At 39.6% G+C, this 24,255-nt stretch carries 25 protein-coding genes and 2 pseudogenes; 21 read left to right on the top strand and 6 right to left on the bottom strand.

Annotation, left to right across the window (positions count from 1 at the left end; all coding sequences use genetic code 11):
* Positions 1-21: 21 nt before the first annotated feature.
* The 11 genes from AR334_RS16655 to AR334_RS16705 all read left to right on the top strand — a co-directional run bounded on the left by AR334_RS16655 (position 22) and on the right by AR334_RS16705 (position 10,808).
* Positions 22-588, top strand: a complete 567-nt coding sequence (locus AR334_RS16655) for a TetR/AcrR family transcriptional regulator (RefSeq protein WP_066313709.1) — start codon at positions 22-24, stop codon at positions 586-588.
* A 188-nt stretch (positions 589-776) separates the two neighbouring features.
* Positions 777-1,853: a phosphotransferase family protein gene (locus tag AR334_RS16660; protein WP_172799231.1), complete on the top strand. Its 1,077-nt coding sequence runs from the start codon at positions 777-779 to the stop codon at positions 1,851-1,853.
* 38 nt (positions 1,854-1,891) lie between these two features.
* Positions 1,892-2,662, top strand: a complete 771-nt coding sequence (locus tag AR334_RS16665; protein WP_066313710.1) for an SDR family NAD(P)-dependent oxidoreductase — start codon at positions 1,892-1,894, stop codon at positions 2,660-2,662.
* A 44-nt stretch (positions 2,663-2,706) separates the two neighbouring features.
* A complete protein-coding gene (locus tag AR334_RS16670) occupies positions 2,707-3,486 on the top strand; it encodes an enoyl-CoA hydratase/isomerase family protein (RefSeq protein ID WP_066313711.1) in 780 nt (259 codons plus the stop codon).
* Positions 3,487-3,543: 57 nt separating this feature from the next.
* Positions 3,544-4,539: a phosphotriesterase gene (locus AR334_RS16675; RefSeq protein WP_066313713.1), complete on the top strand. Its 996-nt coding sequence runs from the start codon at positions 3,544-3,546 to the stop codon at positions 4,537-4,539.
* Between the two features lie 168 nt (positions 4,540-4,707).
* Positions 4,708-5,403, top strand: a complete 696-nt coding sequence (locus AR334_RS16680; protein ID WP_066313716.1) for a response regulator transcription factor — start codon at positions 4,708-4,710, stop codon at positions 5,401-5,403.
* A complete protein-coding gene (locus AR334_RS16685) occupies positions 5,381-6,805 on the top strand; it encodes a HAMP domain-containing sensor histidine kinase (RefSeq protein ID WP_082692973.1) in 1,425 nt (474 codons plus the stop codon). Before AR334_RS16680 ends, AR334_RS16685 begins: the two co-directional genes overlap by 23 nt.
* A gap of 165 nt (positions 6,806-6,970) precedes the next feature.
* On the top strand, positions 6,971-8,227 hold the full coding sequence (locus AR334_RS16690; RefSeq protein WP_066313718.1) for a S1C family serine protease: 1,257 nt from the start codon (positions 6,971-6,973) through the stop codon (positions 8,225-8,227).
* A gap of 53 nt (positions 8,228-8,280) precedes the next feature.
* Positions 8,281-8,694 (top strand): hypothetical protein, encoded by a 414-nt coding sequence (locus AR334_RS16695; RefSeq protein ID WP_066313721.1) that lies wholly within the window; start codon positions 8,281-8,283, stop codon positions 8,692-8,694.
* Between the two features lie 202 nt (positions 8,695-8,896).
* Positions 8,897-9,577 carry a response regulator transcription factor gene (locus AR334_RS16700; RefSeq protein ID WP_066313723.1) on the top strand — a complete coding sequence of 227 codons (681 nt, stop codon included), beginning with the start codon at positions 8,897-8,899 and terminating at the stop codon, positions 9,575-9,577.
* Positions 9,570-10,808 (top strand): cell wall metabolism sensor histidine kinase WalK, encoded by a 1,239-nt coding sequence (locus AR334_RS16705; RefSeq protein WP_066313726.1) that lies wholly within the window; start codon positions 9,570-9,572, stop codon positions 10,806-10,808. Before AR334_RS16700 ends, AR334_RS16705 begins: the two co-directional genes overlap by 8 nt.
* Before the next feature lie 11 nt (positions 10,809-10,819).
* Here the strand turns inward: AR334_RS16705 and AR334_RS16710 are convergent, their stop codons facing one another.
* The 4 genes from AR334_RS16710 to AR334_RS16725 are packed head-to-tail and all read right to left on the bottom strand — an operon-like array spanning position 10,820 to position 13,183.
* Positions 10,820-11,386 carry a ferric reductase-like transmembrane domain-containing protein gene (locus AR334_RS16710; protein ID WP_082692974.1) on the bottom strand — a complete coding sequence of 189 codons (567 nt, stop codon included), beginning with the start codon at positions 11,384-11,386 and terminating at the stop codon, positions 10,820-10,822.
* The gene (locus tag AR334_RS16715; protein WP_066313732.1) at positions 11,383-12,321 is read right to left on the bottom strand and encodes an FAD:protein FMN transferase; all 939 of its coding nucleotides are present in this window, start codon (positions 12,319-12,321) and stop codon (positions 11,383-11,385) included. Before AR334_RS16715 ends, AR334_RS16710 begins: the two co-directional genes overlap by 4 nt.
* Positions 12,296-12,541: a hypothetical protein gene (locus AR334_RS16720; protein WP_066313737.1), complete on the bottom strand. Its 246-nt coding sequence runs from the start codon at positions 12,539-12,541 to the stop codon at positions 12,296-12,298. The genes AR334_RS16715 and AR334_RS16720 overlap by 26 nt, the downstream gene beginning before the upstream one ends.
* Before the next feature lie 15 nt (positions 12,542-12,556).
* Positions 12,557-13,183: a copper amine oxidase N-terminal domain-containing protein gene (locus AR334_RS16725; RefSeq protein WP_066313743.1), complete on the bottom strand. Its 627-nt coding sequence runs from the start codon at positions 13,181-13,183 to the stop codon at positions 12,557-12,559.
* 232 nt (positions 13,184-13,415) lie between these two features.
* Here AR334_RS16725 and AR334_RS16730 point away from each other — a divergent pair, with 232 nt between their 5' ends.
* Positions 13,416-13,922 carry a mismatch-specific DNA-glycosylase gene (locus AR334_RS16730; protein WP_066313749.1) on the top strand — a complete coding sequence of 169 codons (507 nt, stop codon included), beginning with the start codon at positions 13,416-13,418 and terminating at the stop codon, positions 13,920-13,922.
* 37 nt (positions 13,923-13,959) lie between these two features.
* Here AR334_RS16730 and shc read toward each other — a convergent pair whose 3' ends face one another.
* Positions 13,960-15,822, bottom strand: coding sequence for a squalene--hopene cyclase (gene shc, locus AR334_RS16735; RefSeq protein ID WP_066313750.1), 1,863 nt, complete (start codon positions 15,820-15,822; stop codon positions 13,960-13,962).
* Between the two features lie 94 nt (positions 15,823-15,916).
* Here shc and AR334_RS16740 point away from each other — a divergent pair, with 94 nt between their 5' ends.
* The 4 genes and pseudogenes from AR334_RS16740 (at position 15,917) to AR334_RS16755 (ending at position 18,421) form a co-directional block, all read left to right on the top strand.
* On the top strand, positions 15,917-17,032 hold the full coding sequence (locus AR334_RS16740; RefSeq protein WP_156431291.1) for a DUF2515 domain-containing protein: 1,116 nt from the start codon (positions 15,917-15,919) through the stop codon (positions 17,030-17,032).
* Entirely contained in the window at positions 16,959-17,408 is a 450-nt protein-coding gene (locus AR334_RS16745) for a CBO0543 family protein (RefSeq protein ID WP_301337169.1), read from the top strand. Before AR334_RS16740 ends, AR334_RS16745 begins: the two co-directional genes overlap by 74 nt.
* Positions 17,409-17,644: 236 nt before the next feature.
* Positions 17,645-17,830, top strand: a pseudogene (locus AR334_RS16750) (peptidylprolyl isomerase); the annotation flags it as partial.
* Between the two features lie 153 nt (positions 17,831-17,983).
* Entirely contained in the window at positions 17,984-18,421 is a 438-nt protein-coding gene (locus tag AR334_RS16755; RefSeq protein WP_066313757.1) for a peptidylprolyl isomerase, read from the top strand.
* Positions 18,422-18,550: 129 nt separating this feature from the next.
* Here the strand turns inward: AR334_RS16755 and AR334_RS16760 are convergent, their stop codons facing one another.
* Entirely contained in the window at positions 18,551-18,790 is a 240-nt protein-coding gene (locus AR334_RS16760; RefSeq protein ID WP_066313759.1) for a hypothetical protein, read from the bottom strand.
* Between the two features lie 339 nt (positions 18,791-19,129).
* Here AR334_RS16760 and AR334_RS16765 point away from each other — a divergent pair, with 339 nt between their 5' ends.
* The 5 genes and pseudogenes from AR334_RS16765 (at position 19,130) to AR334_RS16785 (ending at position 24,142) form a co-directional block, all read left to right on the top strand.
* Positions 19,130-20,269: an ABC-three component system protein gene (locus tag AR334_RS16765; RefSeq protein WP_066313763.1), complete on the top strand. Its 1,140-nt coding sequence runs from the start codon at positions 19,130-19,132 to the stop codon at positions 20,267-20,269.
* Complete coding sequence (locus tag AR334_RS16770) at positions 20,262-20,726, top strand: three component ABC system middle component (RefSeq protein ID WP_066313772.1); 465 nt, start codon at positions 20,262-20,264, stop codon at positions 20,724-20,726. Before AR334_RS16765 ends, AR334_RS16770 begins: the two co-directional genes overlap by 8 nt.
* The gene (locus tag AR334_RS16775; RefSeq protein ID WP_066313773.1) at positions 20,723-22,657 is read left to right on the top strand and encodes a DUF3732 domain-containing protein; all 1,935 of its coding nucleotides are present in this window, start codon (positions 20,723-20,725) and stop codon (positions 22,655-22,657) included. Before AR334_RS16770 ends, AR334_RS16775 begins: the two co-directional genes overlap by 4 nt.
* Positions 22,658-23,008: 351 nt before the next feature.
* A pseudogene (locus tag AR334_RS16780) lies at positions 23,009-23,266 on the top strand (peptidylprolyl isomerase); the annotation flags it as partial.
* Positions 23,267-23,389: 123 nt separating this feature from the next.
* Entirely contained in the window at positions 23,390-24,142 is a 753-nt protein-coding gene (locus AR334_RS16785; RefSeq protein ID WP_066313781.1) for an exodeoxyribonuclease III, read from the top strand.
* The last annotated feature ends 113 nt before the right edge of the window (positions 24,143-24,255 follow it).

Below are 24,255 nucleotides of genomic sequence, written 5' to 3' on the forward strand. Positions count from 1 at the left end.
TCAGAATGCGAGGGCATTAGGGTGAAAGAGAAAATAACAGGACAAAGCATCCGCTTATTTGAAAAAAAGGGATTCAGCGAAACATCAATACAGGATATTGTGGATTCCCTTGGCGTGACAAAGGGCACCTTCTATTACTATTTTTCAAGTAAAGAGGAGCTGTTGATGGATATCCATCTGGGCTACATTGAAGGCTTGCTTGTCCAACAAGAAGAGATTTTAAATGACCATACAAAGACATATAAAGAGAAGTTATTTGACATTGTTTATATGTTGATTTCCGATATTAAATTGCGGGGGTCCGCGGCCAAAATATTTTTCCGTGAAATGAAGAATTTAAGTGATGAGCACTTTGCAATGATTGACCCTAAACGTGACCAGTTCCGATTTAATCTCGAGGAATTAATTAAGGCAGGCATGGAGAACGGGGAATTTCGCCCTGATTTGAATCCAGGCATCATTACCTTTGGAATATTGGGGATCACGAATTGGAGTTATCAGTGGTTTAAACCGGACGGAAGTGTCTCGGATCGTGAGGTAGCGGAGATATTTGTCGATATGATTTTGCAGGGAATTCAGCTTGGTTGACGAAAAATTTAAAGCAGGGGAATTTTTTGAGAATCCCCTGCTTTTACAACACAACATACCAACCGGTTAGTATTAAATTTACGATTTCTTCTAGTTATGGACATAAAAACTTCGTGGCAAGCATTATTTTTAAAGAAAAGCCGGTATGAAAAGACTGAATTTTTTGAATTAAGGAGGGGAGAGCAGACATGCCTCATCAAATGAACAAGGATACAATACCTGTTCGAAAAGGGGAAGAGTTGAACCTGACAATTTTGGAAAAGTTCTTGCGAAGCAGCATCGACAATTTACCAAATAGTTCCCTGGAAATTTTACAATTTTCCGCTGGGCATTCAAATTTAACTTATCAAATAAGAATGGGCGATTGGGAGGCAGTTTTAAGACGGCCTCCACTAGGGCCGGTTGCTCCTAAAGCACATGACATGGAAAGGGAATTCAGAATCCTGTCGGAGCTAAATCCCATTTTTCCTGCTGCCCCTAAGCCATATGTATTTTCCGATAATCTCGAGATTGTTGGGAGCCCTTTCTTTATTATGGAAAGAAAACACGGCGTCGTCCTTGACACATCTTTTCCGGAAGGAGTCAAGGTTACACCTGAGCTCTGCAAGCAAATATCGGAAATTATGGTGGATAAATTGGCAGAGCTTCATGCTATTGATTATAAGAGAACCGGTTTGACACAACTAAGCAAGCCTGAAGGGTTTATCGAAAGGCAGGTCCATGGCTGGATAGGCCGATATAACCGGGCAAAAACGGATGAAATTGCCGAAGTGGACGCTTTAATGGAATGGCTTGTTGAGCATTACCCGAAGCATTCAGAAGCAGCAGTGATCCATTATGACTATAAGTTGAATAATGCAATGTTAAATGAGGACTTTACCGATATGGTCGGGTTGTTTGATTGGGAAATGACGACTGTAGGTGATCCGCTTGCAGACCTTGGGGCTGCATTAAGTTACTGGAATTTGCCGAATGATTCCGAGATGTTAAAAAAGGGTTTGGGGAAGGATCCGGTTACTGCGGTACATGAGGGGTTTTACACGAGAAAGGAATTTATCGAGCGTTATGCCAAAAAAAGCGGCAGGGATGTTTCGAATTTGCATTTTTATTTAACCTTTGCCTATTTCAAACTGGCTGTTATTTGCCAGCAAATCTATTACCGTTACAAAAAGGGGCAAACGAACGATCAAAGATTTGCGAATTTGAACAATTTTGTCAAGGGATTAATTAAACACGCGACGATCGTCGCTCATGACAGGGTATAGCAAAAAGTCAAATTTTTTTCTAATGAGAGGTGATTGGGATGAGGTTTCAACAGACCATTGCGTTAGTAACCGGGGCCGGGAGCGGGATTGGCCGGGCAGTTGCGATAAGACTTGCGAGCGAAGGCGCAAAGGTAATTTTAGTTGGCAGAACAAAGCGGAAGCTAGAGGAGACCGCTGCAGAAATCAATTGTATAAGTAAAATTCCCATGGCAGAAATATTCGTGGCCGACTGTACAGATGCCGAAGATGTGGGAGAATTGGCGGAGTATATTGAACAGCATTATGGTGATCTCCATGTGCTTGTGAATAATGCCGGCGGTTCTAGGCATAACAAAATTTTGGAAATGTCAGAGTCTGATTGGGATTATGTCCAAAATGTCAACTTGAAAAGCGTGTTTCTTGTGTCGCAGGCTATGGGGAAGATTATGGCTGCCGGTGCTGAGCGAGAGGAGCGTAACCGTGCCATCGTCAATGTCGCTTCCCTTTCCGGGCATCAGGCCGGTGCGGAAATACCGCATTACAGTGCCGCCAAGGCGGCGGTTATCAATTTTACGAGATCACTGGCGTTGGCCTTATCGAAGTATGGAATCCGTGTGAACTCAGTCTCACCCGGTTTTGTTGAGACCCCGCTAACCGAACAGGGTCTGCAAAATGACCGATTTGTGCGGGCGATTCAAAGAAATACTGTGCTGCAAAGAGTCGGAACACCTGAAGAGATTGCCAATGTCATCGCATTTGCTGCATCACCCGAAGCTTCCTATATGACAGGTTCCGATTTGCTCGTAGATGGCGGCTGGCTCATTAAATAGTTTTTTATCAGATTGCTATTTTAAAAGGAAAAGGGGAATTTTTTATGGCAAATGAACATTTATTGGTAGAAAAGCTGGGACCGGTTTTATCGCTGCAATTAAACCGTCCGGAAAGCCTGAATGCATTCAGTCCGGACATGATTTTGGGATTAAAGGATGCGTTGAGAAACGCGCAAAACGATGATGATGTCCAGGTCATCGTATTATCAGGTGCCGGACGATCTTTCAGTGCCGGCGGTGATGTCAAAGGAATGGGCCAAGGCAAAGGAATTCAGGTATATGAGCATATTGGCAAGCTCAATGAATTGATCCTATTAATGAAAGAAATTGAAAAGCCAATTATTGCTGCTGTACATGGGTTTGCTGCCGGGGCAGGCTTTAATTTGGCGCTTGCCTGCGATTTAATCGTAGCTGCTGAGGATAGCAAATTTGCCCTTAGCTTTTCGAAAGTGGGCTTGGTATCAGATGGGGGCGGATCCTACTTCCTTCCGCAACTTGTCGGGCCGCATTTAGCAAAGCAATTCCTTTTCACTGCAGAGCCAATACCGGCAGAACGTCTCTATCAATTAGGGGTAATTAACTATTTAGTTCCATTGGAAAAACTTCAGGAAGAAACAACAAAGTTTGCTCTCCAATTGGCTCAAGGTGCAGGCAAGGCATATGGGATGCAGAAAAAACTGGTTAATAAGGCACTGACCTCTTCATTGGAAGAAATTCTTGAGCAGGAGCGCCTGACCCAAGTGATTATGGTAGATACAGAGGATCATAAGGAAGGAATTACTGCATTTAAAGAAAAGAGAAAGCCAGTATTTAAAGGGAAATAGTAGGGAAGGGCAGATGAAACCAGTCCAGTTTGCGGAGTAGAAAGGGTGAACCAATCGATGAAAACAGTTGAAACTGTAACAGGTCCTATCCCAGTAGACCAGTTAGGAAAGACACTTATTCACGAACACTTTATTTTTGGATACCCGGGCTTTCAAGGTGATGTAACACTGGGGGCTTTTAACGAAGAACAGGCATTGGAGACAGCGATTGCTGCTGCAAGGTTCATGCAAAGCTTCGGAATACGGACCGTTGTCGACCCGACCCCTAACGAGTGTGGCAGAGATCCGTTGTTTTTGAAAAAAGTCTCCGAAGCTACGGGCCTGCAAATTATTTGTGCTACTGGCTATTATTTTGAAGGAGAGGGAGCAACTCCTTACTTTAGGTTCAGGGCAGGTCTTGGTACTGCAGAAGAAGATATTTATGAAATGTTTAAAACTGAAATTACTAAGGGAATCGCAGGAACAGGAATTAAACCAGGGGTTATAAAACTAGCGTCAAGTAAAAATCAGATTTCCAAATATGAGAAAATGTTTTTCCGGGCTGCAGCGCGGGTCCAGCAGGAAACCGGTACCATTATTTTAACCCATACCCAGGAAGGGACAATGGGGCCAGAACAGGCGAAAATGCTGATTGAGCTTGGGGCAGATCCAAGCAAAATTATTATTGGCCATATGTGTGGAAACACCGACCCTGACTATCACAAGGCAGTATTGGAGCAAGGCGTTCGGATTGCCTTTGACCGTTTTGGGCTGCAGGGGTCCGTTGGTGCTCCTTTTGACCATGAACGCGTGGCGACATTATTAACCTTAATTCAGCAAGGATATGAAGATCAAATTTTACTGGCCCATGATACTGTCAATGTCTGGCTCGGGCGTCCTCCTGTAATGAATGAACTAGTGGCGAAATTAGTTGAAAATTGGCATCCTGGAAATGTCTTTGAAAATATATTGCCAAAACTGCGTGAACAGGGCGTGACCGAAACCCAAATCGATAAAATGCTCGGCGGCAACGCGGTCGGCCTATTTGCCGGGGAACCGGCGAAAGTAATATAGTTTTGTAAAGAGGTCTTGATTGAATTCAAGGCCTCTTTTTAATGAATATTAACAAATCATGAACAAACTATTAATTAATCGAGAAGATTGGGCCTGATGGTTTGCCATAAACCTAAATTTGTTTACACTAATAGTAGGAATGTTTTTTATAGCGGGAGATGAGTTTTAGTGAAAATCCTAGTGATTGAAGATAATAAAAGTGTTTGTCAAATGATTGAGATGTTCTTTGCCAAAGAAGGAATACAAGGTGAATTCGTCCATGACGGACTGTTAGGTTATAACCGGATTAAAACAGGAATTTGGGATGCCGCGATTGTCGACTGGATGCTGCCGGGAATGGACGGGGTGACGATTTGCCGCAAGGTTCGAGAAGAAAAAATTAACGTTCCAATCATAATGTTGACTGCCAAGGACAGTGAATCCGATCAGGTTCTCGGCCTGGAAATGGGAGCTGACGATTATGTGACCAAGCCGTTCAGTCCGTTGACGTTGATGGCACGAATTAAAGCGGTCACCAGACGTTTCCAAACCCAATCGCCAAAAGAACAGGATGGCGTCGTTCATACCGACCATTTTCAAGTAAACAAAACGACAAGGGAAGTTGTGGTGGACGAGCAGCCGATTACGAATTTAACTCCGAAAGAGTTTGATTTGCTGTATTTTATGGTAGAGCATCCGCGCCAGGTTTTCTCAAGGGAGCAATTGCTGGAACGTGTGTGGGGCTATCAGTTTTACGGGGATGAACGGACTGTTGACGTTCACATTAAACGGCTGCGAAAAAAGGTGGAAACGTCCGCGCAGCCTTTCTTCCATACTGTTTGGGGAGTAGGGTACAAGTTTGATGACACAGCCAAAGCAGATTAAGTTTCGCTACTTTTTCCAACAATTTATTAGTCATATAAGTGTCATCATCGTTGCATTTTTATTATTGAGTCTGATTTTCGCCCATTATGTTGAAAACTTGGTTTATGAAAATAAAGCGGATGAATTAATCGACTTTGGGGCAGCGATTCTTGCAGATATGAAAGAAAATCCGTTGGCAACCGACCAGATTTTAAAACAATACAGTTCTGTTTTGGCAGCAAGAAAAATGAGCTTCAGCATGTTTGACCGAAACGGGAAAATATATTTGGTCGGAAAGAAGGGGCCAGTACTTGAAGGATTGGATGACAAGCAATGGAATCAACTTAAAAATGGCAAGACGGTTATTGTCAATAGCGATTATAAAGCGTTTGACCAGGACGGGGTAACCTTTGTAGTCCTGCCTTATCTCGACAATGGCCGGTTTTATGGCGGGGTGTTATTGACTTCCCCGATTAGCGGCTCTGTGGAAATGATTAAACAAATCAATAAGTTTTTATTATATACGATTTTAATCGGCTTGGCAGTTTCCTTTTTTCAAAGTACCGTGTTGTCAAGAATCCACGTCTATCGGATAAAAAGGCTACGTGAAGCTACTTCCCAAGTGTCAGCAGGAAATTATGATGTAAAAGTGCATTCCTCCAATTTTGATGAAATTGGTGAACTGGCCAATGACTTCAACCACATGGTCGATAAAATTAACAAATCCATGGAGGAAATTGAAAGCTTGGAAAACAGAAGACGGCAGTTTATGGCCGATGTTTCCCATGAAATGCGGACGCCGCTAACCACTATCAGCGGGGTCATCGAAGGATTAAAAAACAACATGATATCAGACGAAGATAAGGAACGTGGCATTAACCTTGTCAGCCAGGAGGCAAGGCGGTTGATTCGCCTCGTCAATGAAAACCTTGACTATGAAAAAATTCGCTCGAATCAAATACAGTTATTTAAAGAAGAAATTCAAGTTCAGGAAGTCTTGGAAATCATTCAGGAGCAATTAAGCTTCCAGGCAGAAGAGAAGCATAATCAAATTATTGTTGAAGCGCCGGAAGAGCTATACGTTGAGGCAGATTATGACCGCCTTGTCCAAATCTTGATTAATATAACGAAAAATAGTATCCAATTTACAAATGAAGGTACGATTTGGCTGAGGGGGCGTCAAGAGAACGATATGGTCATTATGGAAGTGGAGGATACCGGAATTGGCATCGATCCGGGGGAGGTTGAAAAAATTTGGCGCCGGTTTTATAAGGCGGACATTTCCCGCACCAGCAACCCCTATGGTGAATTTGGTCTGGGCCTTTCCATTGTAAAGCAATTGGTGCTTCTCCATAACGGGGAAATTAACGTCTTTAGTGAAAAGGGGAAAGGAACAAAATTTGTGATCCGCTTTCCAAAATAAAAGTTATGATTTTAAGCTGCAGGTCTGCCTGCGGCTTTTTTTCGTCTTTGACAATTTTTCTTGGTTCTTTCCAAAAGCCGTTAAAGTTTGTTAATAATTTCTTAAGATTTGTCAGGTAAAGTAGGGACAAGTAAGTAATTATCCATTTAAAGGAGCGCGATTAATATGGATTTTCGCGAAAATAATGAAATAAATATTGAAGTGGAGACACTTAAAAAGGAAATCAGGGAAATCGAGCAGAGGAGAAAGCCCAAGAAACAATTTGTAAAAGGGTTTGCATCAATGCTGGCAGCTGGAGTAATAGGCTCAGCATTGACTTTGGGGCTTCTGCCGCATACTGATTACCTGGATAAGTTATACCCAAATCAGGCACAGGGGGGTTCTGAACAAACTGGGAGCACCAACAACACAGTAAAACCGGTGACAGCAAAGGCCACTGCTGTTTCCGCTGGTTCGATTGCCGATACTGTTGAGCAAATATCAAAAGCAATTGTCGGCATTGTCAACTTTCAGCAGCAAAATAACAATTATTTTCGGTCCAATAATCCTTCCCAAGAATCAGTCGAAAGTGGCACTGGTTCCGGGGTTATTTTTCAAAAAAATAATGATAGTGCGTATATTGTAACCAATAATCACGTTATTGAAGGAGCGACGAAGCTTGAGGTATCTTTGTATAACGGGGAGAAGACAACAGCGGAAGTGGTCGGTACTGATGCTTTAACAGACTTGGCTGTTATCAAAATCGATGCCAAATATGTTACCTCAACAGCACAATTCGGTGATTCGTCGACACTTCGACCGGGGGATCAAGTATACGCCATTGGGAACCCGCTTGGCCTTAACCTATCTCGGACGGTTACCCAAGGGATTGTTAGTGCAACAAATCGGAGCATTGCCGTTTCAACATCTGCAGGGGACTGGGAAACAAATGTCATTCAGACAGATGCCGCAATCAACCCGGGTAATAGCGGCGGTGCTTTAATAAATCTGCAAGGACAGGTTATCGGCATCAATAGTTTGAAAATTTCTGAGAGCGGTGTGGAAGGCCTCGGGTTTGCAATACCGAGCAATGATGTTATTCCAATCGTTAATCAATTAATTAAAAATGGAAAAATTGAACGTCCATATTTGGGGGTTGGGTTAGCTGACCTTAACCAAGTGTCAGAAATGTATTGGCAGGGTGTTCCGGAAAACATCTCAAAAGGCGTTATGGTTATGAATATCGATCCAAATTCAGCGGCCGCAAGCGCAGGTCTGCAGGTTAATGATATTATTGTCTCGATGAATGGAACAGAAATTGCCAATTCATCTGATTTGAGGAAATATTTATATACGAAGGCAAAGACGGGTGATGAACTAAAACTGGGTGTTTACCGAAATGGCAAAACCATCACCTTAAATGTGAAGTTAACGGAAAAATAATAATTCCTATTAAGAGGTAAAATAACCCCAATATGAATTCCGGGGTGAGCAATATGAATCGGGTTGGCAGATATGCATCCAGTGAAGAGGCAGATGATTTAACACTAATGAATATGGTTCTTGAGCTGCCGGAAAAAGATAAGATGTTGATGTGGTCTGAAGGCTATATTGATTTAGTCATTGAAAAGCTGCCTAGTTACGCCAGAGATATCCTTGAAACGCGTATAAGTAAATGGGATGATACGGTGGCATACTACCGGCTGCAGTTAGAAGGTATTGCCGCTGAAGAAGAATTTAAGAAAAAGCTAATGGGCGAGCGAAAAGAGTTCGCCCTTTTTGTCAATGAGCGTTATCCGGAGTTTACATCATTGCTTTTTCTGATTTATGACGGGAATCTAAAGGATGGTGACTTGAGAAGGTTTGTTTACCGTCGCAGGTTTGGAGCACATAAAAAATATCTCCACTAACATTACCAAATACATACAGTGGGTTCCTTTTTCCGGCATTCATTCAATTTTTTATTCCGGGAGGCGAATCATCGGCTCTTTTTTGTTTTGGCATCCAACAGGGACACAGGCTAGCCCCTATGTTCACGATTTTTTCACTTTTTTTTCAGAAAAGATTGCTATGATTATAGTATAAGGGACTTTTCGGAAAAGAGTGATCATAATGAATATTTTATTGGCAGAAGATGATGCTCGGCTTGGAAAACTAATGACCCACTTGTTGAAAAATGAATTTCATCAGGTTGATTGGGTTAATAATGGCATAGATGCCTATGACTATGCCCGCCTTACTCATTATGACATCATTATCTTGGATTGGATGATGCCGGGAGAAAACGGATTAACGGTCTGTAAGCGGCTTCGCGACAAAGGCATTGAAAGCGGTATTCTTTTCGTAACGGCGAAAGATGCCAATCACGACATTATTACGGGATTGGATTCAGGGGCAGATGACTATATAGTTAAACCTTTTGAATTTGATCAGCTATTAGCCCGAATTCGCGCAATAAGCCGCAGAAAAGCAAAGCCTCTACAAGAAAACGTTATTGCGATCCAAGAATTTACCCTCGATTTAAACACTCATGAATTGCAACGAAATGGTTCCGTCATCGATTTGACGAAAAAAGAATATCAGCTACTTGAGGTATTAATGCGTAATGCCAATCAAATCGTGACAAGGGAAATCTTGTTTGAAAAATTATGGGGCTACGATTGCGAGGTATCGGATAACGCCCTTGACGCACTAGTCAAATTGGTGCGAAAAAAAATTGACCTCCCCGGCCGTCAGTCATTTATTCAAAATGTCCGCGGAATCGGCTATAAAGTGAGAAACGGCCATGTTTAACAAAGTAAAAACTAGGCTGACTATGATCTACACATTATCATTGGTGTGTCTGTTAATCTCGTTTATAGCCTTACTTTATGTAATTATTTCATATGAAATAATAGATAAAAATGTTGAGGAATTAAAGGCTTATTTAAATAAAGAAAAAGAAGATTTAGTGGAAGAACTTTATGAAGATGACCACCACGATCTGGACTATGAACCGAACCGAACCGTTTTTTATTATATTTACAATCAATCTGGCGAACTGGTTTATGGTGAGGAGACAAAGCCATCGTTAAATCAATGGATCGAAAAAAACATAAATTTGTCGAAACGAGAACAGGTAAAAAGACTGGAATGGGGAAAAGAACACCTTCTTGTTATGAATGCGTCTTTAGACCAGCATGGATTTGTCATTTTAGGCATGGATATCACAGCTGAGAGACATTTGATTCAAAGAATTACCTTGATTTTAATTGTCCTGACGCTGTTATTTTGCGGCATCTTTGCCCTCTTAGGCCATTATTTAGCCGGACAAGCGATAAAACCAATTAAGCTAGCATTCGATAAACAGGAGAAATTTGTTTCTGATGCCTCACATGAATTGCGAACACCGCTAAGCATTTTCTATAGTTCGGTTGATCTGCTAACGAGGGAAGAAAAAGACCGATTAAGCCCGTTTGGACATGAGGTGCTGGAAGATGTGAAAACGGAAGCACGTTTAATGAACAAATTGGTGGAAGATTTGTTATTTCTAGCAAGAAGCGATAAAAACTACCTGAACCTGGATTTAAAGAAAGTGAACCTATCGGAGCTATTCAATTCAATAGGTAAAAGGTTTTTACGATTGCGAGCCGAAGGAATTCAATTGATAGAAAACATCCAGCAAGGAGTTTATTTTACCTGTGATGAAACTAGGATCCAGCAATTAGTTTATATCCTGCTTGATAATGCTTTCCGATACACAAAGGAAGGAAAGGTAACCCTGACCTTAACGCTTGAGGCAGGACAAATAAGGTTTATCATTGAAGACACCGGATGCGGAATCGCAGCTGAAAAACTGCCATTTATTTTTGATCGTTTTTACCGAGGGGACGAAACGAGGGAGAAAGGCGGTGCAGGCTTGGGTCTGTCTATTGCACAATCCATAGTTAATGCTCACGGAGGTAAAATATCGGCCACCAGCAGGCTGGGTCAGGGCACTGCATTTACCGTTATTTTTACAGAAAAACAGGAACCGGCAGCTTGAAGGCTGCCGGATTATTTATTCAGCTTTCCTCTTGCAGAGGGAGACTGAGATGTTAATTTTGCTTCCATATAACGTAGTAAACCAAGGATTAAAACAATCGCAATTCCCATCGCATATAAAATGATTGCCCAAGGCTCCGAGCTGTCCGTTCCTATCGCTATGCCGTGCAGCAGCATGAAAAGCCAAGCTGGAATGACAGCCAAATGCAGCTTCTTCCAGTTTTTTAATCCCAATTTTTTTATTAAAAAATCTGACGAAACGATCACGAGTAAGAACAAATAAAACGATATGGTACCGAGCCCCGAATTAACAGGGGCGTTTTTCGCATAAAACGGAATGATTAATTCTAATAACGAATAAGGAACGTAATCATCCTGCCAAATTAACAAAATATGAAAGAATATGGTCAGCAATCCATACCACCCACTTGTTTGATGAAGTGATCCCAGTGCAGCCTTTTTGCGTTTCATAATCGAAAACGATCCCATCAATCCGAATGAAAGCGATAGGGTCATGAAGTAATACGCCAAAAAACCTGAAGCACGAATCAACGTCCAATTGGAAAAATATTCACTCATAGGGCACCTCCGGAGGAATGAATCATATTGCCATTCTCATTAACTAATAGAATCGTATAGTTTGGATTGATGGCTGTTAACAGACTCGCTAAAGTTTGTCCCTTTTCCATAAAGCAAAGCTTTGCCATGACCTCTGCATCAAGACAATTATCGGTTATGGCGGTTGCCTGGATTATCGTTGTCCCCACCGGCTGTCCTGTCTTTCCGTTTATTAGATGATGCTTTTTCTCATTCCCCTGCATCCAACTGCGATAGATGATATTAGAGGTAGCGAGACTGCCATTTTGGATGCGATATTGGGTGATATCCAGGTCTGTGTCATGTGGATTCGCAACTCCGATGGTCCATGTTTTACTGCCATCGGACCAAACAATGATATCCCCTCCGCCATCGACTATTCCGGTTTTTGCCCCGCCGATATTTTTTAACCAGTTTGCGGTAGCTTGGACAGCGTAGCCCTTGCCGATTCCGCCCAGGTCGATTTGGCCGGGAGCCGCTCTTTCGACTGTGGAAGCCTTCCTATTAAACCTGAACGGGGAGATTTGTACATCAAAAACAGCTGGCGGTTTCCCGGTTTCAGGCTTTCCTAAACGGAAGGGGAAGGAATGTGCATAGCCATGAAACTGAAGCTGTGGCAGCAGATAGGGTGAAAAGAATCCTCCTGATTTTTGCCGATACGACTCAGCATGTAGCAGCACATCAATCAGCGGAGGTGAGACGATCACTTTTTCTCCGGTTTTCAGTTGATTGATACGAGCAAGTTCATTGTCGGTACGAAACCTTGACCATTCTTTTTCCACATAGTGCAGCCAACCGCTAATGACATCCTTCCAATTTTTTTGCAAACAGTCTGTCACTGCAATATAAAAGTCTGTATTCATGATTTGGATGGTCAAACAGTCCAATTCCTTACGTTCTTCGCGTTTGTCGATCACGATTCTCCACTCCTATAACCTTGACGCCATTTACTTCATAATTGCTCCAATCAAGCTGAACGTATTCCTGTTCTTGTTTGCTCATCGAATCGATCGGTGCTGAAATCATCGACTGTGTTTCCCCATTCGGTTGATTTCCCCCCACCTGACCGATGACGAAAGCTGACAGGGCGGTGCCGGTTAAGCCAATCAGCCATTTTGATTTCTTTGAGTTTGCCATTCTAATAATCCTCCTTTAAAAAGTTTGCAAAACCATTGCTGTTTTCTCTTCATCCCAAGACACCCGGTAACCTAATGCGTTCGCAGCCACTGAAATCGGGATATAAACGGAATTCTCATAAGCCACCGCCTGGACTGGCATTGGAGTCTTGACCCGATTTTCGTATGCTGCATTTGAACCTGCCCTGACAATCAGCTCTCGCTCCCCATTTGTTAAAACATTAATTTTGGTCAGTGGAAAAAATTTTGATCTACCCCCCAGAGCTTTAACGAATTCCTCCGAAGAAACGAGAAGCTGACCGTCTTGCGGAATCATGTAAAGTCGCTTCTCTGTGTTATCGTTTATCAAGAGCACTTCGGTAGGTGCATCAATTGGTAACGGCTGGGCGGGGTTATTTCGCGCTTCCCGTGACCAAATATTCCAAAACTCCGTTTGCGAAGGTATCGGAGCCTGTGACTCCCGAGTGTTTTTCCATTCGTCATCATAGTTGTCATCGTCATCATAATCCTCATCGTGGTCCTTTTGATAATGCTCATACTTTTCGTCATCATCATCGTCATCATCGGCAAAGACTGGCGTGCCGATAGCAACTAACATGAACAAGGTTGTAAAAATGATAAGCCATTTGCCTTTTTGTTTCATTCCCTTGAAATCCCCCTTTTCCTCTTCTTGTAAAAAAGTTTAGTCAGCCACTCTGAAATGAAACTGAAAAGGATATGATAAAATAAATAAAAACTCGCCGATTGGCAAGTCCGTTAGGACGAAGACAGAGGCGTAGTTGAATTTATGCGACATAAGAAATTATAAAAATTCTGGAGAATTTTATAATTTCTTATTAGCTAAAAAAATATCACATGCTGGAAGGAGGAGTTTCATGAATTTGGTTCCAGACCGTATCAAGGAACATTTGCATATTCTTTTTGTTGGGTTTAATCCGAGCATCCGGTCAAGTGAAACAGGTCATCATTTTGCCAATCCGAATAACCGGTTTTGGCGGATTCTTTTTGAGGCTGGGCTTACACCACGAAAGTTTACGGCAGCGGAGGACGATCTCCTGTTGGAATTGGGGTTTGGTATTACTAATATTGTCGCGAGGCCAACAAAAGCTGCCGATGAAATTACGAAAGAAGAGTATCGCGAAGGAAGGGAGATATTAAAACAAAAGATAGCCGTAATAAAACCGAAAATTGTTTGCTATGTCGGCAAAGGAGTTTATCTGCAATTCAGCGGAAAAAAGGAAGCGCCATGGGGGATCCAGGAGGAGGCGGTCGTACCGGGAACGGTTGACTTCGTGGCCCCGTCTTCAAGTGGATTGGTCAGAATGAGGCTCGAAGAGATGGTACAGATTTATCGGGGGCTGTCACAGCTGACTTCTGAATAAAAACATCGACGGCTAAGGATACCGTCGATGTTTTGGGTTATGAACCAAACTTTTTTTGATAATGCGCCAATGCGAGAAGCGGGAAGATATAACGGTAGCTATGGTAGTGGATATAAAACGCTCCGCCCATTCCTTGGCCTTTTGGATAGTCAGTCGTCCAATCATCTTTTTCAAGTGAAGCCAATAAGTAGGCCAGGCCCTTTCGTATTTCTGCTGTAGGCTTTTCAGATACTGCAATCAATGTGTCAAGTGCCCAGGCAGTATGTGTCAAAGTGCTGCTGCCAAGCGGAACGTATTGCTTTTTCGTATCGCTAAGACACGATTCGCCCCAGCCGCCATCGTGGTTTTGAATACTGCGGAACCAGGAAACTGCCATTTGGACAGAGGGATCGTTTGGTGAAACCCCGACAGCGGACAAACCTGTAACGGCCGCCCATGTTCCGTACGTATAACAAATCCCCCAGCGCCCATACCAGGAACCATCTCGTCTTTGATCCTTTCTTAACCAGTCGATTCCTTTTTTAATCACAGTGTGACTATTTGGCAGATTCGTATAATTTCCAAAAAATTCAAGTGTTCTACCGGTCAGGTCGGCACATGAAGGGTCCATCAGCAAAAATTCCCCTTTTTCCAGCGGGAGAAATTCAAGCAGCTTTGATTCTGTTTCCCTTTCAAACGCCGGCCACCCGCCATCATCATTTTGCATGGAAAATGCCCAGTTTGTTCCCCGTTCCCATGCTTTTTCCACCGGAGGATCCATTTTTGCGATTGATCTTAACGACGCAGTGGTATCATCGACGTCAGGGTTGATTGTGTTTATGTTGGAAAACCCCCAGCCACCAGGCAGGATATTGGGATTATGGATAATCCAATCGCCGAATTTGTCATGCTGTTTCTTTAGTAAAAAACGGTTTGACTTTTCAACCATCGGATCGTCAACCGGAATCCCTGCCGTTTGTAAGGCATAGCTAATGAGTGAAGTATTCCATACACTTGCCGTTGTATATTGTATATGTGGAAGACCGGCAATTTCGCATTTCATAGATTTAATCCCATCTACCGCCTTTGTAATGATTGGGTCCGTCTTTTTACGCCCCAATGACAGCAGGGCAAAAATCATTAAAAACGTACAGCTGTAGTAGCTTAGAAACGTACCATCCGGTTCAATCCTGTCGAGCATGTATTTTTTTGCGCGGTCAATCGCCAGTTTGCGCAGTTCACCCGGAATTCCGATTAAACTTTTTACTCCGTCTTCAATAAAGGATAATAATGACCGCCATTCAGTGGAACGAATCCACTGATCCTCTACGTCGCGATGGAGATTTAATTCTGATATATCTGGAGTTTGCTTTGTTTTAAGTGAAAACTTTTTTGCGGCCAGAATCATAATCGGTGTCAAATTGGCTCTCGCAAATACGGAAAAGGAAAAGAAATTTATCGGGAAGATATCAGGCAGGAGAATCACTTCAATCGGCAGCGGGGAAAAGGTAGGCCACTTATATTGACCTGTCAGGGCGAGCATGATTTTCGTATAGGTGCCGACTTCCTTTAAGCCGCCGCCTGCCAAAATAAACTTTTTTGCCGATTGTAGACGAGGATCACTTTTTGAATAGTTCCCAGAGAACAAAAGGGCGTAATATGCTTCTAAAGTTGCCGTAACATTCCCTTCACCCTCGTCGTAAAATAGCTTCCATGCCCCGTTTTTCTCCTGCTTGCTTAATATCCGTTTGCAAAGACCTTGAATTAATTCTTCATCATGTATCTCCAAAGTCCTTAATAAAATGATCATATAGGCATCAGTTGAAATGCCGGTATCAAATGGGTAATCCCAAGAGCCGTCGGAAGATTGTTCCGCTCTAAGCCGCTCGATTAGCCAAACCATTCCTTGATTAATATCCATTATACTTCGCTCCTCTCGGAAAACTTTCCCTAGGCTATACATATTCCCATTATTTATCGACCATTCGTAAGGGAGGGAATCCGCCATTTTTTTTGTGAGGAATCGAAACCAGACCCCGCTCGACCAAATTCGCGACGAATTGAAACGAAAATTAAAAGGAATCAATGCTGCAAGCCGCAAGCCAAGTCTTGTCGAAAAGAAACTTGTGGGAAAAATTAGAAGGATAACCGAAGAACAAAATCTGAACAATGTCACTAGAACGAAGGCCTACCTTGATTTTTATCTGCGACATCCGGAAATTCATTGGGCATTTTTTGGGCATATGGTGTCGCGTAACGGCGGCTATAATATGTCGGATTTAAAAGGGGAGTTTCTTGCCAAGCTGATGTCCAAAAAGGACCAGGAAACCTTTTTTTTATTTTTGGAACGTGGGAATTGGTTAATATTTCAGGATATCTATCCGCAATTTCTCCTTTATGAGGAGAGCTTGAAACAAAACAAACCATTATTTTATTTGCTGCCTCATTTTAATGTTTCGAGTTTTATGGAGACAATCTGGAATCATTTTTGGAGGAATCGGGATCCCTATATTCATTGCATGGCAATGGTTGTCAATGAACAAAGCTATCTGGAATACCGGGTGATCCAAAATCAGGTCTATCAAAAAGAAGTTCTAAGTAAGCTCGAATTTATGCTTCAGGACCTGCTTTCCTTTAACCACATTTTGTTTCCATATGGAAGAGAGGAATTAATAGGGCAGACATTGCATCATTTTGAATCACTGCATGAACGAATTTTACTTGGAAAACGGTTATATTTTGTCCTGTTCAATAATAAAGATTTGCTAAGTCAGGTCGTTGCTTGGGCTAGGACACATCCTCATACCGGCTCAAGAAAGGATTACTGGCCGCATCTATTTAATGATGTGAATGAGGGAACTCCGGGTTTTTCGTTCCCTCTTAGATTAAAATCGTGCCGGCTGAACAAAGGTGCGAGAAAATTTTATAGTCCGAAGCTTGAATATGCCTGGAAAAATGTTCGTCAGCCGAAAGCGGAACCGGGAGATTGGTTTCAAGACTTGAAGGTCGTCGATTATTTGGCGGATGAACTGGAAAATATTGATGGGGAGATTAGAAATGAATACTGTAAAACACTTGAACGGCTCGAAATTGCCGCCTTTGCAAAAAAAACGATCAATTTTTTGGAATAAGCCCTATTTTGCGGTTGCGGTTATGGCCATAATTCTCGGTACATTGCTTGACCATTTTTTTGTCACACGTGGCATGTATGAATTTCCGGTCAGGCCGTTGCCTGAGGAGTTTTCGATTAATATTGACTTTACTCTTATTGTCTTGCCGATATTCGTTGTGCTGATTTTGCATTTGATTTTACAGGTAAAGAAATGGGGAAGGATTGGAATCATTTTGTTCGTCAGCCTGCTTATGCCGGTTGGGGAAAAATTAGCCGAAGCACTCGGCCTGTTCCGCCATTCCGAACAGTGGGAGCATATTTATTCGTTTTTTGGTTATTTGATCTTTTGGTCTGTTATATATGGTTTTTATCGCTGGCTTGAACAACGGGATTAAATAGGAAAAGCCGAGACTAGTGCTCGGCTTTTTTGTGATGCCAACGGTTTGGCACCAGGTACCCCTTCCGTCCGTACAGTGGTTAAGTGTCCCGCAACAAGCGAAAAGTTCGGAAGGGGTAAGTATAGTGTAACACGGGGACAGGAGAAATATAAATGGGCAAATGTGCCAGACTTTCTTTTCTGTTTTGAAAAGTGTATGATAAAGATGATTTTTTACATAAGGAGTGTTGAAAAATGGCTAAAAAAGGATACATATTGATGGAAAACGGCGAAAAGATCGAGTTTGATTTATTCGCGAATGAAGCACCTGGAACTGTTGAGAACTTTGAGAAATTAGCTAACTCTGGCTTTTATAATGGTGTCGTGTTTCACAGAGTAATTCCTGGATTTGTTTCACAAGGCGGGGATCCAACGGGAACTCGAATAGGGTCGTAAATACATTCCAAGAACTACTTCAGAAACACCTTGAGCGACAAGGCGCTGACCGTTTCCTTGAGATTGTTGTTGTAAAGAAAGTTTGAGCCATGAAAACACTCCTGTAAAACAGTATTACAAAAAAGCGAGGTAAATGACATGACAAAACAAGGTATCATTCAAATGGCAAATGGAGAAAAAATTGAATTAGAACTTTACCCAAATGAAGCACCTGGAACAGTAGAAAACTTTGAAAAATTAGCCAACAGCGGATTCTACAATGGTCTAACATTTCACCGTGTAATTCCTGGTTTCGTGTCTCAGGGAGGTTGTCCAACTGGAAATGGCACAGGTGGCCCAGGTTATACAATTAAATGTGAAACTGAGGGTAATCCACATAAACATGAGGTAGGTTCATTATCAATGGCACACGCTGGTAAAAATACAGGTGGCAGCCAATTCTTTATAGTTCATGAACCACAACCACATTTAAATGGTGTTCATACTGTATTCGGTAAAGTAACAAGCGGAATGGATGCTGTCCTTAAAATGAGAAATGGCGACAAAATGGAAAAAGTAGAAGTTTTCGATAAGTAATAAAAGGTAGTACGGTAGTTAATATCAAAGTGAAAAATTAGCCTTCTTTATATGGAAGGTTAAATTAATTAAGTCCTTCTCAGTGGAGAAGGACTTATTTTTTAGACTCTTTTTTTTCACCACCTATAATTACTTTCCATTGTTGTTTTTTAATTCTTTTTCAATATCATTTTTCTGTACGATAAAATCAGACATATATCCTAATAATTCATTCATTTTATTAAAATACTCTTCCTTTAAACTCCTTGCGTAAGTCCATTCTTCATTGTTATGTAAAATTTCTCCTAGACATATGGATTCTTCAAGTATTTTAAGCTGATCCTTAAAATGATAGTAATCTCTTCTTAAAGAATCTTCAATTGTCCCCATTTCTAATGAAAAGTATCTTTGTTACTCATATTAAATTCTCCTTAACATTTTAGATTTAATGAATCCTTCAATTTTTACTAATTATTACTTTTTGTTCTATTTCAATACAAATTATTACACAATTATACAATAAATGTATTTAGTAGCTACAAATTTCCAATGATATTATGGTATCATTTTCCTGTAGCAAATTCATTTGTCTGGTACAAAATTCCTTAAGTAATATCCATTAAACAAGGAAACAAAGGTATCAATACATTGATAAGGATATACGAAATTTAATCTTGGTTTTTTAGAGGTGAATTTTTAGATGTTTTATGAAAGGGGACTAATAGTATTTTGAAAAGGTTAAAAAATGATGACACTTTAACAAAATTAGGGGATATTTATCATTATCTTTTAGTATTAAAGCATTGTTGTAGTTTAAGAGAAAATGAAGTTATTTTTGTTGAACAATTCGGAGATATTTCAAAGATTTCAAGTGATGATTCCTTTCAAATGGAAGTAAAACATCATGTTGATGAGCATAACATGGTTGATAGGGATAGTGAATTCTGGAATACACTAAAAAACTGGTTAATTAACAAAGAAGAAATGAAACGTTTTAAATCGTACATCTTACTAACAACATCAATTATTGATGAAGAATCTGCATTTTATGACTGGGAATCAAAAAGTGCAGATGAAAGGTTAAGTAAACTGAAAGAAGTAGGAATGGAACGAAGAAAGAAGGAAAAGACGTTCAGGGAGTTATACGATAAAATCTTTAATACTTTCACGGAAGAAGAAATTAAGTTAATAATTAGTAGAGTTGCACTACATACAGGGGAAAATAATATTACCTTGATTAGAAAAGAGATACAACAGCACCCACATTTTCAGAATGTAAGTGAAGATGACTTTGACTCGTACGTTAATGAGTTGTTAGGATATGTCATAAATAAACCAACAACTCCTCCTTTTGCTTGGCATATAAATTTTAGTGAGTTTAAAAGTTTAACAATTGAATTAAGAGATCGTTTTGCAAATAATGGTAGAATTATACCCTCCAAGTATGGCGGAAAGGAACTAAGTAATGTAGAAAAATATTTAGATCATAAATTTGTTCAAGAAATTATTAGAATTAAGTATGATAACCAGGTTAAAGAAGCAATTAACGATGTTTGGAGAAAGAATAGTACAGTAATTGAATATTTCAATGACAATCTTATATTTTTTGACGATGTAAAATCTTATAAAAATGGTTTAAGTAAAAAATTAAACCACATTAAAGAAAATTATGTTTTAGATTTATCAGAAAAAGAAGAAAATCATAGAATTAAAGGCGCTAAGAAATTTTTTAATAAAGCAATGACAATGGAACTGGAGAACTTTGGCATGATAAAAAGTAATACCCGTTTCTTCCAAAATGGTGTAATTCATGAAATTGTCGATGACGGGAATGTTTATTGGTATATAGAGGAGGATGAGAATGAGTAGTGAATATATTAAATCCCTTTCTTTAAATCCTTTTTTTTGTAGCAAGATCATTCCACATTTTGTACAAGGATATGGTAAGGATGTTGAACTACCATTGGCATATTTGATCCTTCCTTACGTTTTATATGAACCTTCGAGGAATGTATTAAGAAATGCAAATGCTAAAAGTTCCATTTATTCGTTATTTATTGACAACAATAAATTACTCAATATTGCTGGAATTGAGAAAAGATATGAAATCTATAAAAATTTAACTAATCAATCAATTATAGTAGCTTGTAATGAAAATTTATTAGAGTTCGAACAAAAGTTAAAACTAGTTGGGTCACCAAAGTATCAGAATACAAAGAACTTACAAATTAGGGAATATTACAAAGCAGCCTACTACTTAGGGAGAATTTTTTCGGATTATAGACCTTTCGATATTTTTTTAAAAATTGGGGTGAAAGAGGTTTGAATTCATATATTAAATCTATTATATTATTTAACATTTCTGGTGAGAAGCGATTTATTAAATTTACAAATGGCTTAAATATAATAACTGGACAGTCAAAAAGTGGAAAAAGTGCGTTGCTTGAAATAATAGATTATTGTTTTGGGAGTAACAATTCCACTATTCCAAAGGGAAAAATCACAGATTTTACATATCTTTATTCTATAGTCCTAAAAGTAAACAACGAAGATTTAATTATAGGTCGTAGAAATTTTAATTATGATGGCAGAAGATCCATGTTTCTTAAGGTTGAGAGTCCAGAAATCGATATAGAAAAAATTACTCTAGAATACTTTACCGAAAATTACTTTATTCAAAAAAGTAGGGTAATAAGAGAAATAGAAAATTTGTTGGGGTTAACCATAACCGATACAACAACTGATATTGATTCAAGAAAAGAGGGGCGGCCTAGTATAAGGAATATGATGTCCTTTTTGCTTCAACATCAAAATCTTGTTGCTAGTAAGTTTGCTTTGTTTTACAGATTTGACGATTCTAGAAAACGAGAGAAGGTTATTAATCAGTTCCCTGTATTTTCAGGTTGGGTTGACCAACAATATTATACATATAAATATCAATTAGATTTACTACTAAACAATTTCAAAAGAATGGAAAAGGAAAATATTAGTAAGAAAAAATATCTTGAGCAGAAAAAGGAACAATTATTTCAGACGTTTAATAACTATTATATGTTAATAGGGGAAAAATTGGATAAAGATATATCAATTCAGGAGCTTATTTTATTAAGGAATAATCTTCCTAATATTAATGAAAGAGGTTATTTCAGCACAGACTTAAAACAAAAGTATAAAGAGGCAATAGCAATTTTGGAGGAGAAAAGAAGACTAAAACATAAATATGAACTGATACTTTCAAACCTAGAGAACAGTGAACATTATGGAACAGAGTATATACAAAATTTATCTAAATTGAGAGATAAATCTAGCTTCTCTAACCCGCAAATAAATTCCTATGTCTGTCCATTATGCGGAAATGAACATACTAGCGTCAATGAAGAGATTAATCAAGTACTTAATTCGATCAATTGGCTGCAAAAAGAAATATCAGAAGTACAACTGTACAAAAATTCGTATGGTGAAGAAATTAATAATTACCAATTAAAAATAAAAGAAATAGAAAGTGAAATAAGAACTCAATTAGCTAAGGTAGACGAATTAGAACGAATAAATCAAGAAATACAAAACGGAAAGATTTTATCGGAACAAGTAATTTATGCAAAAGCTAAAATTGATTTAGAAATTGATTTAATAAGTAATACTTTTACATTTTTAAATGAACAAGACATAGATGATTTAAAAAATAACATTAATGAACTTAAAGAAAAAATAGCAGGCTATGTTCTAGATAATTATTATGCAGAGGCAAAAACTTATATTAATAAACATATGAATAATATAGTAAGTAAGTTAGATTTTGAAGAGGAATTTCAACCGCCAAAACTCGTGTTTGAATTAGAAGATACATTCGATTTATATCATAATGATAAAAATAATAAATCAAGAATATATCTGAGCGAAATGGGTAGTGGAGCAAATTGGTTATCTTGTCATATTGGTCTGTTTATGTCTTTATTACGATATTTTTGCAGCCAGGAAAATTCCTCAATTCCAAAATTTTTGTTTTTTGATCAACCAAGTCAAGTTTATTTTCCTGACACCTCAGGTCCAATTAGTGACAATAATCAAAATGAAAAAGATATTAAGGCAGTCAAAATGATTTATAAAGCTTTATTGGATGAAATTGAAGATATTTATAATGAGACAGGAATAAGACCGCAGGTTATCGTTACAGATCATGTTACAAATTTAGAATTGGAGGGATATGACTTTAATTCTTTTATCACTGAAAGTTGGTTTGATAAAAAACTAATCTAACAAATAGATTGTATTTTAGTAAAACAAGTATGCATTCATGAAGACCTATTTATTAAAAAAGGTCTTAACGAACGAAATCATGTTAGAATTCACTAATATAGTTTTAGGAGCATTTTAATAAATCAGAGGATTTTATTTTAGCGATGATAAAGCAGAATAAGATAGATGTTATAGATAACTTAAAGAATTTGTTAAGTGCTTCAGTATCTTATAGTGGTGAAATTTATTGTATATTGGAATAATACAAAGATACAGTATTAGATGTTCATTATAAGTTTTTTGCTAGTTTTGTTCATCTGTCATTTATATTACCATAATAAAATTTGCAAGGTGCATGGTCAACCCATTTCAACAGGGATGGGCGGACCTGGTTATACTATCAAGTGTGAAACTGCAGGCAACCCTCATAAACATGTTCCGGGTGCTCTTTCCATGGCACATGCCGGCAGAGACACTGGAGGCAGGCAATTCTTTATCGTACATGAATCCCAGCCACACTTAAATTGCGTCCACACTGTTTTTGGTCAAGTTACTTCCGGATTAGAAACTGCCAAAAACATGAGAAATGGCGATAAAATGGTTGAAGTGAAAGTTTTTGATGTTGAATAATCATTTTACGAAGAGGGCTGATTCAGCCTTCTTTTTTTGAAAATAATCAAAATACTTTAATTGTCATTCCCTAGCTGGTACAATGACTTTTATATTAGAAGACATCGAGGGAGAGTCTGATTTATGAAGTTGGTATCTTGGAATGTAAACGGGCTTAGGGCCTGTGTCAATAAAGGATTTTTGGATTATTTCCATGAGGTGGATGCGGATATTTTCTGTGTGCAGGAAACAAAGCTCCAAGAAGGCCAGATTAATTTGGACTTGGAAGGATATTATCAGTTTTGGAATTATGCCGAAAAGAAAGGCTACTCCGGAACGGCTGTTTTTACAAAAATTGAGCCCCTTTCGGTCAAATACGGGCTAGGGTCAGATGGATCGGAACAGGAAGGAAGAATTCTAACTCTGGAGTTCGCAGACTTTTACCTGGTTAATGTTTATACGCCTAATTCGCAACGGGATTTGGCAAGGTTGGGCTACCGTCTGGAGTGGGAAGACCGAATCCTTCATTATCTTCAAGAGTTGGACATCATAAAACCGGTCGTGCTTTGTGGGGACTTAAATGTCGCCCATAAAGAAATTGACCTGAGAAATCATAAATCAAATGTAGGCAATTCCGGCTTTACCGATGAGGAACGCGGAAAGATGACGACGCTTCTTGCCTCCGGATTTATCGACACCTACCGCCATTTTTATCCGGACCAGGAGGGTGCCTACACCTGGTGGAGCTACATGAACAAGGTTCGGGAACGGAACATTGGCTGGCGGATAGATTATTTTATCGTCTCCGAAACTTTGCGAGACCGGATAAAAAATGCTGATATTCATTGCGATATTATGGGCAGCGACCATTGTCCAATTGTCTTGGAAATGGAATGAAATTAACAAAAACCCTTTGCTACGCAAAGGGTTCAGACTGTCGACAAATCCGAAGGATTTCGGGTTTTAATCGACAGTCTTTTTTGTTTGGATACATTAACCTTGTCTGTTGA

Source organism: Bacillus sp. FJAT-29814 (assembly GCF_001510715.1).
GTDB lineage: Bacteria > Bacillota > Bacilli > Bacillales > Cytobacillaceae > Neobacillus.

Excerpts from the sequence above, each read along its gene's own strand:
- AR334_RS16660 (WP_172799231.1), top strand. The coding sequence starts at position 777 with ATGCCTCATCAAATGAACAAGGATACAATACCTGTTCGAAAAGGGGAA.
- AR334_RS16665 (WP_066313710.1), top strand. The coding sequence starts at position 1,892 with ATGAGGTTTCAACAGACCATTGCGTTAGTAACCGGGGCCGGGAGCGGG.
- AR334_RS16670 (WP_066313711.1), top strand. The coding sequence starts at position 2,707 with ATGGCAAATGAACATTTATTGGTAGAAAAGCTGGGACCGGTTTTATCG.
- AR334_RS16675 (WP_066313713.1), top strand. The coding sequence starts at position 3,544 with ATGAAAACAGTTGAAACTGTAACAGGTCCTATCCCAGTAGACCAGTTA.
- AR334_RS16685 (WP_082692973.1), top strand. The coding sequence starts at position 5,381 with ATGACACAGCCAAAGCAGATTAAGTTTCGCTACTTTTTCCAACAATTT.
- AR334_RS16690 (WP_066313718.1), top strand. The coding sequence starts at position 6,971 with ATGGATTTTCGCGAAAATAATGAAATAAATATTGAAGTGGAGACACTT.
- AR334_RS16695 (WP_066313721.1), top strand. The coding sequence starts at position 8,281 with ATGAATCGGGTTGGCAGATATGCATCCAGTGAAGAGGCAGATGATTTA.
- AR334_RS16700 (WP_066313723.1), top strand. The coding sequence starts at position 8,897 with ATGAATATTTTATTGGCAGAAGATGATGCTCGGCTTGGAAAACTAATG.
- AR334_RS16705 (WP_066313726.1), top strand. The coding sequence starts at position 9,570 with ATGTTTAACAAAGTAAAAACTAGGCTGACTATGATCTACACATTATCA.
- AR334_RS16710 (WP_082692974.1), bottom strand. The coding sequence starts at position 11,386 with ATGAGTGAATATTTTTCCAATTGGACGTTGATTCGTGCTTCAGGTTTT.
- AR334_RS16720 (WP_066313737.1), bottom strand. The coding sequence starts at position 12,541 with ATGGCAAACTCAAAGAAATCAAAATGGCTGATTGGCTTAACCGGCACC.
- AR334_RS16725 (WP_066313743.1), bottom strand. The coding sequence starts at position 13,183 with ATGAAACAAAAAGGCAAATGGCTTATCATTTTTACAACCTTGTTCATG.
- AR334_RS16730 (WP_066313749.1), top strand. The coding sequence starts at position 13,416 with ATGAATTTGGTTCCAGACCGTATCAAGGAACATTTGCATATTCTTTTT.
- shc (WP_066313750.1), bottom strand. The coding sequence starts at position 15,822 with ATGGATATTAATCAAGGAATGGTTTGGCTAATCGAGCGGCTTAGAGCG.
- AR334_RS16745 (WP_301337169.1), top strand. The coding sequence starts at position 16,959 with ATGAATACTGTAAAACACTTGAACGGCTCGAAATTGCCGCCTTTGCAA.
- AR334_RS16755 (WP_066313757.1), top strand. The coding sequence starts at position 17,984 with ATGACAAAACAAGGTATCATTCAAATGGCAAATGGAGAAAAAATTGAA.
- AR334_RS16760 (WP_066313759.1), bottom strand. The coding sequence starts at position 18,790 with ATGGGGACAATTGAAGATTCTTTAAGAAGAGATTACTATCATTTTAAG.
- AR334_RS16770 (WP_066313772.1), top strand. The coding sequence starts at position 20,262 with ATGAGTAGTGAATATATTAAATCCCTTTCTTTAAATCCTTTTTTTTGT.
- AR334_RS16785 (WP_066313781.1), top strand. The coding sequence starts at position 23,390 with ATGAAGTTGGTATCTTGGAATGTAAACGGGCTTAGGGCCTGTGTCAAT.